Source organism: Streptomyces sp. B93, from assembly GCF_018070565.1.
GTDB lineage: Bacteria > Actinomycetota > Actinomycetes > Streptomycetales > Streptomycetaceae > Streptomyces.
This window is the reverse complement of sequence record NZ_JAGPXL010000060.1, coordinates 23,601-32,473: the sequence shown is the minus strand read 5'-3', so window position 1 is coordinate 32,473 and position 8,873 is coordinate 23,601. Positions and strand designations below refer to the sequence as shown.

Here is an 8,873-nt window from a genome sequence, read left to right as displayed (position 1 = left end):
GCGTCGGCCCGGCGTCGGCGGCGGTGCTGTCGGTGCGGGTCAGCTGCTGGGTGGCGGTGACGACCGCGATCGCGACGGTGATCACCGCCAGCGCCGTCCCGGCGACCATGGTCCGTCGGCTCCAGCCCTGTCCGGCGTGGCAGGCGGCGGCGTAGGCGCGACGCAGCCGGGGCCTGGGCGCGGTGGGCAGGGCCGCGTCGGCGTCGTCGCGCAGCACCCGGGTGAGCGCCTCGCGGACCACCGGCCGGGTCAGCCGCTCCCGGCAGTTCTTGCGCAGCAGCCCCTGCACGGCCCGGGTGAGTGGTCCGGCCCGCAGCGGGGTGCGCAGCGGCAGCCGGTCCACGCCCTTGAGCGTGGTCTCGAACCGGCCCCGCTCCCGGAACGGCGGCCGCCCCTCGACCATGGTGTACAGGATCGCGCCCAGCGCCCACAGGTCGGCGGCGGGTCCGACGCGCTCGTCCCGGGCCTGCTCCGGTGAGGCGTACGACGGTGCGGTGAGCCGTGGGGCGAGCGTCGCGCCCGCGAGTCCGAAGCCGTGCACGACGACCGGGCCCCGCTCCGGCACCAGCACCTGGCCGGGGCTGAGTTCACCGTGGGTGATGCCCGCCCCGTGCGCCGCCTCCAGCACGTCGAGCAGTTCCAGGCCGATCCGCGCCGCCCGCACGTAGTGGAAGCCGCCCCGCTCCGCGAGGAGTTCGCCGAGCGGGGTGCCGGTGTGCCAGTCGGTGACGACCCACAGCGCCTCCGGCTCCGCGACGGCGTCCAGTACTGGGGCGACCCGGCCGGGACAGTTCAGCGCCATCACCTCGGAGGTCCGCATCACCCGGCCGACCGCGCGGCGGGCCACGTCCGCGCCGGTGCCGGGCGGCAGCCCGAGCCGGGTCAGCAGGCAGGGGCGTCCCGTCTCGGTGTCCTCGCCGTACCAGCACACGCGGTTGGTCTCGCCGTGGACGACCTCCAGCAGCCGGTACCGTCCGGCGACCGACTCGTCCGCGGTGACGTGCGCCTCGCCCATGGTCATCCCTCGCTGAACCCCGGCCTCACCCTTTCCCAGTGGTACGGGGCGGACGCGGCCGGGCGTTCAACGGGACGGCGTGTTCGAAGACGAATACCCCTCAGAAACCGCGTTCTTGACGGAACGTCAACACGTGGGGGGCGGCAGCCGGGTCAGGGCAGCAGCCCGAACTCGCGCGACCAGCCGAACACATCGCCGGGCGTCGCGTTGCCGCCGCACACCACCAGACCGAGCCGGGCGTCCGGCCCGACCCGCTCCAGCACCCGCCGGGCGGCGGGCAGCAGACTCCCGGCGGCCGGTTCCGCCCACACCTTGGCGTGCTCCGCCAGCTCCAGGCAGCCTCGCACCGCCTCCCGGTCCGGGACCACCAGCACCTCCGTGACCAGCGAGGACACCAGGTCGTACGTCAGCTGGGAGACCGTCGGCGCGCTCAGGGTGGTCACGATCGAGGACAACGGCACCGGCACCGGCCCGCCCGCCGCCAGCGCCCGTGACATCGCCTCGGCGCCCTCGGTCTCCACGCCCCAGACCCGCACCCCCGGACGCCGGGCCCGCAGCGCCGCCGCGACCCCGGCGATCAGTCCGCCGCCTCCGATGCTGACCAGGACGTCGGTAACCTCGTCCGCGTCCTCGGCGAACTCCAGGCCCACCGTGCCCTGCCCGGCGATCACCACCGGGTCGTCGAAGGGGTGGACCAGCGTCAGACCCTCGTCGCGCAGCCGCCCCACCAGCTCGAACGCCTCGTCCATACCGTCGGTCAGCCGGACCGAGGCGCCCGCGTCCCGCGCGATCCCGACCGACCGGGCGGGTGCTGACCGGGGCATCACGACCGTCGCCTTCACATCGAGCGCGGCGGCCATCACCGCCAGCGCGATCCCGTGGTTGCCGCCGCTGACCGCGACCACCCCGGCGGCCCGCTCGGCCTCGCTCAGCGACAGCAGCCTGGCCGTCGCGCCGCGCGACTTGAAGGAACCGGTGCGCTGGAGCAGCTCCAGCTTGGTGATCACCGGGACGCCGAGCAGCGCGGACAGTCCCGGGCTGGCGAGGGTGGGGGTGCGGACGACGTGTCCGGCGATCCGCTCGGCGGCGGCTTCGATCTCCGGGATGCCTATCACGGCGCGTACCTTTCCGTTCAGCGCTGCTGGGGGTTGTGCGGGGTCGCCTCGCTCGGCCGGACGACGACGTACCCCTCGCCCTGGAGCATCAGCTGGACGGCCTCCCCGGAACCGCCGCGCAGCATGGAGCCGATGGACTGCGAGCGGTGCAGCGAGGTCGCCAGGCCCGCCGTCCACCCGACCACGGCGTCCGTGTCCACGTACACCGGGTACTGCGGTGAGACCGGGATGACCAGCGGGCTGCCGTCGCACACCAGCCCCAGTCTGCCCTGTCCCGAGAAGACACTGTTGAACAGCCCCCCGCCGGCGATCCCGGCGCCCTTCACGGTGCTGATCCGGTACGACAGCGAGGCGTCGAAGCAGAGTACGTTGCGGCCGTTGACGGTGAACTCGTCACCCGGCTCCACCTCGACGATGAAGACGTTCTGGGCCTCCTGCGCGAACCAGGCCTCACCCTGCCCGCGCACCGCCATCAGCGGCAGCCCCTCCCCGGTGACCGCGCGCTTGAGCATGCCGCCCACGCCCTGGCCCTTGCGTTCGAACTGGAGATTGCCGCGGAAGGCGATCATCGCGCCCTGGCGGGCGAGCATCTCCCCGTTCACGGCGTACTTGACGCACTTGGAGTTCTCCACCGTCATGCCCGGCGCCGTGGCGAACTGGGCCATGTGCTCACTGGAAAAGAGGTCACCCTTCATGGAGGCATCCTGTCGCGGAGGAATCCCTTCCGCCAAGATCACGCACCGAGGAGCTGGGTCCAGTACGTGCCCGCCCGGCCGCCGCCCGCGAAACCGACGCCGATGTGGGTGAACTCGGGCTTGAGGATGTTGGCGCGGTGGCCGGGGCTGTTCATCCAGCCCGTCACCACCTCGGCGGGGGAGCGCTGGCCGCACGCGATGTTCTCGCCGATGGTGCGCCGCGTGGAGCCCGCGGCGGCGGCCCGGTCCCACGGGTGGCCGCCGTCGGGGGAGGCGTGGGAGTAGAAGTCCCGGGCCACCATGTCCGCGCTGTGCGCCTGCGCGGCGGCGGTCAGCTGGGCGTCCACGGCCAGCGGCCGCAGCCCGGCACGGACCCGCTCCGCGTTGGTGAGGTCGACCACCTTCACCGCCGTACGCTCCAGGTCCGCCGGGGTCAGCGGGCGCGCCCACAGCGCGGTCCAGTACGTGTCCCCGGAGCGGCTGCCGGTGGCCCGGCCCAGACCGGCGTGCGTGAAGGCCGGGTCGCACAGGGTGCGCCGGGGGTGGTCGGCGCCCAGGCAGTACTCGACGAACTCGGCGGGCGTGCGGGGGCCGGAGACCAGGTGCTCGCCGACGGTGAGGTAGGTGAAACCGGCGGCCGTGACCCGCCGGTAGACCGAGATGCCGTCATGGCCCTCGACACCGAGCCGTCCGTCCGCCGCCATCGCCGCGGCGTGCTGGCGGGCGGCGGTGGCGAGGCGGGCGTCGAGCACGACGGGCGGCGAACCGGCCTGCGACCGGGCGGAGTTGACGAGGTCGAGGAAGCCGTCGGGATCGGTGGCGGTCGCGGGTCCGCCGGTGGCGGGGGCCGTCACGGGGACACGGGCGGCGACGCGGGTGGGGGCCGGGCGCTGGACGGGGACGGCCTGCGTGGCCGCGAGGGCGGTGTCGTCCTCGACGACGTCCACCCCGAAGTCCCGGGCGAGGCCCGCGAGTCCGTCCGTGTACCCCTGGCCGATGGCGCGCAGCTTCCAGGTGTCGCCGCGCCGGTAGATCTCCGCGAGCAGCAGCACCGTCTCCCGGTCCGGACGCGGCGGCGCGAACCGGGCGACCGTCCGGCCGCGGGCGTCGGTGACCTGGAGGACGGGCACCGGCAGGGTGCCCAGCGGGGTTCCCGGGTCCTCGTGGCTGACGGCGACCGTGACGCGGGCGGCCCCGGCACGCAGCCGGGACGGCTCCACGGTGAGCACCCCGCCGTCGAGCCGGGCGCCCGGCGCGGACGGCTGGTTGTAGAACACGAAGTCGGCGTCGCCGCCGACCTTGCCGCCCTCGTCCGTGATCAGCGCGGACACGTCGAACGGGCCCGGCACCCGCACCGTCAGGGCGCCGCCGGGCAGGGGGAGATTGCCCCCGGGAACCAACTCGCTCATCGCGCCGCCCTGATTGTCGTGGTCCGGGCCCACAAGGATGGTTCGCCCGGACAACGTCCACAAGGGCACACGGGTTCCCGGCGGGTCACCGCCGCCGGGGCGTCAGCTCACCGACCGCGCCCAGTCCGCGGGCACCCGCCCGGCCGGGCCCGGGGCGGGCTGGTCGTCGGGGTGGCTCACCGGGGGCGCCAGCTCGGGGCCGGACTCGTACAGCTCGTTCTTCTCGAAGTCCCAGAACCACTGCTCGCCCGGCTCGAAGCTGCGCATCACCGGATGCCCGGTGGCCCGGTAGTGGGCGGAGGCGTGCTTGGCGGGGGAGGAGTCGCAGCAGCCGATGTGGCCGCAGGCCGCACAGCGCCGCAGGTGGAACCACCAGCCGCCGTCGGCGTCACACTCGACGCAGCCGGTGCCGCTCGGCGGAACACTCGGGTCGATGCCGCTGTCAGTCGTCATACCGGCTCCTCGCGCATGTCTTCTTGGGCGGGTTCGGACGCGTCGGGCGTGTCGCCCTCCGCGGCGGTGAGCGGAAGCAGCACCTGGAATCGCGTGTCGCCCGGTTCGGACTCCACCTGGAGGCTGCCGTGGTGCTTGTTGACCACGATCCGCCAGGAGATGTCCAGACCGAGCCCGGTGCCCTGCCCCACCGGCTTGGTGGTGAAGAACGGGTCGAAGATCCTGCCGCGGATCTCCGGCGGCACCCCGCAGCCGGTGTCCCGGAACTCCACCAGCAGCCGGTCGTTGTCGAGCGCCGTGCGCACGGTCAGCGTGCCCTCGCCGCCGACGCTCTCGATGGCGGAGACCGCGTTGTCGATCAGGTTGGTCCACACCTGGTTCAGCTCCGCCGGGTACGCCGGGACGTCCGGCAGCGTGCGGTCGTACTCCTTGACGACCTTGATGCGGTGGCCGATCTTGCCCGAGAGCATCACCAGGGTGCTGTCGAGGAGTTCATGGACGTCGGCCATCCGGTAGGGCGCCCGGTCGAGCTGCGAGTACTGCTTGGCGGCGTCCACGAGCTGGGAGATGCGGGTGGTGGAGTCGGCGATCTCGTCCATCATCAGCTCGGTCTCGACCGTGTAGTTCAGCCAGCCGATCGCCCCCGGAAGGATCTCCGGGTCCACCGAGGCGGCGACCTGGTCCAGCCAGTCCAGGTCAAGCCCGGCCTGCACGAACGTGGGCGCGAGCCGCCAGCCGTCCGGGATGTCGTGGTCGTCCAGCCAGTCCGTGACCGCGTCCTCCCGGTCCGAGGCCTCCAGCGGGCTCAGCACGGGCGCCTTGGCGACGCGTTCGGCGGTGCGCTCCTGGATTTCGATCAGGTTCGCCAGCGCTTCCCGCGGATACGGGCCCGCCGAGATCACGCTCAGCTTGTGCCGCATCTTGGCGACCCGCTCCCGCAGCGTCGCCGTGGCCCGTACGGCGGCCGCCGCGGGGTTGTTCAGCTCATGGGTGAGCCCGGCGGACAAGGAGCCGAGCGCCAGCAGCCGCTCCCGCTGCCCGATCACCCGCTGGGTGCTCTTCGAACCGAAGAACAGCCCCTCCAGCAGGTGCACCGCCATCGGGAACCACTCCTGCATGATCGCCGCGAAGGTGTCCGCGGGCAGCACGAAGAACCGCGTCGGCTCCGTGACGTGCATGGAGTTGTTGTAGACCTGCCGCACCCGGTCGCCGATGTACGCCTGCATCGCACCCGCGTACACCCCGCGCTGCGAGGTACGGGTCACCTCGACGTCGTCCGCGCCCACCTTGCGGTACAGCACGACGGTGCCGTCGAGCATCACGTAGAAGCAGGTCGCGGGCTCGCCCTCGAGGTAGACCGGACCGGGTTCGAACCGCTCCACCCGCCCCTCCCGGCACAGCCGCCCCAACTGCTCGGGGCTGAGTTTCTCGAAGAGGAAGAGCGAGGCGATCTCTTCCGGGCTGCACGGCAGCGGCTGCCCGGTCACGACTGTTCCAGATAGCGGTGGACGAGCATCACGGCCATGGCTCCCTCTCCGACGGCGGACGCGACACGCTTGGCGGACTCGGCACGGGCGTCGCCCGCCACGAACACGCCGGGAATGTTGGTCTCCAGGTGGTACGGCGGCCGGTCCAGCTCCCAGCCCGCCGGTGGCCGCCCGTCCGGCGTCAGATCGGGTCCGGCCAGGATGAAGCCGCGCCCGTCGCGCAGCACCGTGCCGTCCAGCCAGTCCGTCAGCGGGGCCGCCCCGATGAAGATGAAGCACCACTGCGCGTCGACCAGTTCGGTCTGCCCGGTGCCGGTGTCGCGCAGGGTGAGCTGCTCCAGGTGGTCCGAGCCGTGCGCGGCCTCCACCACGGTGGAGCAGCGCACCGAGATGTTGGGCGCCTCACCGATCTGCTCGATCAGGTAGTGCGACATCGACGCCGTCAGCGACTCCCCGCGCACCAGCAGGGTCACCGACTTGGCGCCCCGGGACAGGTACATCGCGGCCTGTCCCGCGGAGTTGGCGCCGCCCACGATGTACACGTCCTGCCCCTGGCAGGCGGGCGCCTCGGTGAGCGAGGAGCCGTAGTAGACACCGCAGCCGGTCAGTTCGCCGGTGCCGGGGGCGCCCAGCTGCCGGTAGGACACGCCGGTCGCGAGGATCACACTGTGCGCGGCGACCGCCGACCCGTCGCTGAAGTGCACGATCCGCGCCGAACCGGACACCTCGAGGCCCGTCACCTCCCGCGCGGTGAGGATCTCCGCGCCGAACTTCGCCGCCTGCCGCCGCGCCCGGTCGGTGAGCTGTGCCCCGGACACGCCGTCGGGGAAGCCGAGGTAGTTCTCGATACGGGAACTCTGGCCCGCCTGCCCGCCGGTGGCCGACCGCTCCACCAGGACCGTGCGCAGCCCCTCGGAGGCGCCGTACACGGCCGCGCCGAGCCCGGCCGGGCCGCCGCCGATGACGACCAGATCGTAGAAGTCGGCGGTCGGCGTGGTCGCCAGGCCCACCTTCGCGGCCAGTTCGGGCGGCTCCGGCTCGACCAGCGGGGTGCCGTCCGGGGTGATCACCAGCGGCAGCCGCTGCGCGTCGGCGCCCGCCGCGGCCAGCAGCCGCAGTCCCTCCGGCTCGTCGGAGGAGTACCAGCGGTACGGCACCTGGTTGCGGGCCAGGAACTCGCGCACCTCCGAGGAGCGCGCCGACCAGCGGTGCCCGACGACCTTGGTGGCCGGGACCGGGCGGAAGTCGCTGCTGCGCCAGGCCTGGAGCAGGTCGTCCAGGACCGGGTAGAGCTTCTCCTCCGGCGGGTCCCACGGCTTGAGCAGGTAGTGGTCGAGGTCGACGACGTTGATCGCGTCGATCGCCGCGCTGGTGTCCGCGTACGCGGTAAGCAGCACCCGCCGGGCGCCCGGGTAGACGTCCAGCGCCTGCTCCAGGAACTCGATGCCGTTCATCTGCGGCATCCGGTAGTCGGCCAGGATCACGGCGACCAGGTCCCCGCGCAGCTTCAGTTCGCGCAGCGCGTCCAGCGCGGACTCGCCGGACTCCGCGCGCACGATGCGGTACGACTCGCCGTAGCGCCGCCTCAGATCGCGGGCGACGGCCCGCGAGACCCCCGGATCGTCGTCCACGGTCATGATGACGGTCCGCGCTGCGTCGGCGGCCTGTGCCATGCGTCTCCCACCCCGGGCGTCGGAATGCTTGCGCCCATCGTATGTTCGATCGGCCCCCCGCGCTCAGGAAAAGTCCCGTGCGCGATCATCGTCGCGCGGTAGGGAAGACTGGGTCCCGTACGGCACCGGACAGCACGAGGAGGCACCCGCATGACGCGCCCGATCACGGCAGGCGTGGACGGATCGGAGGAGAGCCACGCGGCGCTCGCCTGGGCGGCCCGCGAGGCGGTGCGCCGGGGCACGGCGCTCAGGGTGGTGCACGCCTGGCGCCACGAGCCCCGCGAGGACCTCGACGCGGGCGGCCGGGACACCCAGGAGCGGTGGGTGCGGGACGCGGTCGGGCAGGCCGTGCGCGAGGTGCGCGAACGGCACGGCGGTCTCGAGGTGTCCGCCGATGTCGTCGAGGGCGCGTCCGTGGAGGCCCTGGTCGCCGCCGCGGCCGACGCCGAGATGCTGGTGCTCGGCTCGCGCGGGCACGGGCGGCTCGTCGGCTTCCTCGTCGGCTCCGTCGGCCAGCAGGTGATCGCCGAGGCGGCGCGGCCGGTGGTCCTGGTGCGCTCCGAGGACCGCGCGGCGGGCGAGGTGGCCGGGCGGGAGATCGTCGTCGGCCAGGAGGGCGGCCCGGAGGACAGCGCCGACGCGCTGCGGTTCGCGTTCGAGACGGCCGCCGCCCGGCAGGCGTCGGTCCGTGCCGTACGCGCCTGGACGCTGCCGCCCGTGTTCGCCTACAGCCCCGCCTCCCTGAAGCTGCTGGACGAGGCCGGGGGCCCGGAGCCGTACGAGAAGGACGCCCTCGCGGCGGCGCTCCAGCCGTGGCGGCGGCGCTTCCCGGACGTGCACGTGGTGGAGCACGTGGAGATGGGCAGCGCCGGGCAGGTGCTGCTGTCGGTGGCGGCGCGCGCCCAGCTGATGGTGGTGGGCCGCCGGGCCCGCCGCACCGCCGTCGGCGCCCGCATCGGCTCGGTCGCCCACGGGGTGCTGCACCACGCCGAGTGCCCGGTGGCGGTCGTGCCGCACCAGGGCTGA

8 protein-coding genes are annotated in these 8,873 nt (G+C 73.4%); 1 reads left to right on the top strand and 7 read right to left on the bottom strand.

What is annotated here, in order from left to right; translation table 11 throughout:
- The 7 genes from KBY47_RS32885 to KBY47_RS32855 all read right to left on the bottom strand — a co-directional run.
- A partial coding sequence (locus KBY47_RS32885) for a serine/threonine-protein kinase (RefSeq protein WP_210927717.1) occupies positions 1-1,021 on the bottom strand: 1,021 nt, incomplete at its 3' end.
- A 146-nt stretch (positions 1,022-1,167) separates the two neighbouring features.
- Positions 1,168-2,130 (bottom strand): threonine/serine dehydratase, encoded by a 963-nt coding sequence (locus tag KBY47_RS32880; RefSeq protein WP_210927715.1) that lies wholly within the window; start codon positions 2,128-2,130, stop codon positions 1,168-1,170.
- Positions 2,131-2,147: 17 nt separating this feature from the next.
- On the bottom strand, positions 2,148-2,825 hold the full coding sequence (locus KBY47_RS32875; RefSeq protein ID WP_210927713.1) for an AIM24 family protein: 678 nt from the start codon (positions 2,823-2,825) through the stop codon (positions 2,148-2,150).
- A 38-nt stretch (positions 2,826-2,863) separates the two neighbouring features.
- A complete protein-coding gene (locus KBY47_RS32870) occupies positions 2,864-4,234 on the bottom strand; it encodes a CAP domain-containing protein (RefSeq protein WP_210927711.1) in 1,371 nt (456 codons plus the stop codon).
- A 102-nt stretch (positions 4,235-4,336) separates the two neighbouring features.
- A complete protein-coding gene (locus KBY47_RS32865; RefSeq protein ID WP_210927709.1) occupies positions 4,337-4,687 on the bottom strand; it encodes a UBP-type zinc finger domain-containing protein in 351 nt (116 codons plus the stop codon).
- Entirely contained in the window at positions 4,684-6,174 is a 1,491-nt protein-coding gene (locus KBY47_RS32860) for an ATP-binding protein (protein ID WP_210927707.1), read from the bottom strand. The genes KBY47_RS32865 and KBY47_RS32860 overlap by 4 nt, the downstream gene beginning before the upstream one ends.
- Positions 6,171-7,847 carry an FAD-dependent oxidoreductase gene (locus KBY47_RS32855; RefSeq protein ID WP_210927706.1) on the bottom strand — a complete coding sequence of 559 codons (1,677 nt, stop codon included), beginning with the start codon at positions 7,845-7,847 and terminating at the stop codon, positions 6,171-6,173. Before KBY47_RS32855 ends, KBY47_RS32860 begins: the two co-directional genes overlap by 4 nt.
- A 150-nt stretch (positions 7,848-7,997) precedes the next feature.
- On the opposite strand from KBY47_RS32855, the gene KBY47_RS32850 reads away from it, so the two are divergent.
- Positions 7,998-8,873, top strand: coding sequence for a universal stress protein (locus KBY47_RS32850; RefSeq protein ID WP_210927705.1), 876 nt, complete (start codon positions 7,998-8,000; stop codon positions 8,871-8,873).